The sequence below is a fragment of the Falsiroseomonas sp. genome (assembly GCF_051860665.1).
Lineage (GTDB): Bacteria > Pseudomonadota > Alphaproteobacteria > Acetobacterales > Acetobacteraceae > Falsiroseomonas.
This window is the reverse complement of sequence record NZ_JBHYDM010000061.1, coordinates 1-237: the sequence shown is the minus strand read 5'-3', so window position 1 is coordinate 237 and position 237 is coordinate 1. Positions and strand designations below refer to the sequence as shown.

The following is a 237-nucleotide window of genomic DNA, read 5'->3' as shown; positions in this document are numbered from 1 at the left end:
CCATCGCGACTTCCAGCGCCAGATGCCCCGGTGCCTCGCCCGGCGCGCGCATCGCATTGCCCTCGGGCAGGTCGAGCGTCGCGATATAGTTGGCGGTCAGGCGGTTGGCGCCGGCATAGAGCTTGGGCGTCTGCAGCGTCCCATTCTCGCCATCCTCGCCATTCAGATTTCCGGACCAGTTTTCGTGCGCAATCGCCGTGATGCGCCCGTCCTTTTCCGCACCGATCCGCAGCCGTT

1 pseudogene is annotated in these 237 nt (G+C 65.8%); it reads right to left on the bottom strand.

Features of this window, described 5'->3' with window-relative positions:
• A pseudogene (locus tag ACTIF1_RS26440) lies at nt 1-237 on the bottom strand (xanthine dehydrogenase family protein molybdopterin-binding subunit); the annotation flags it as partial.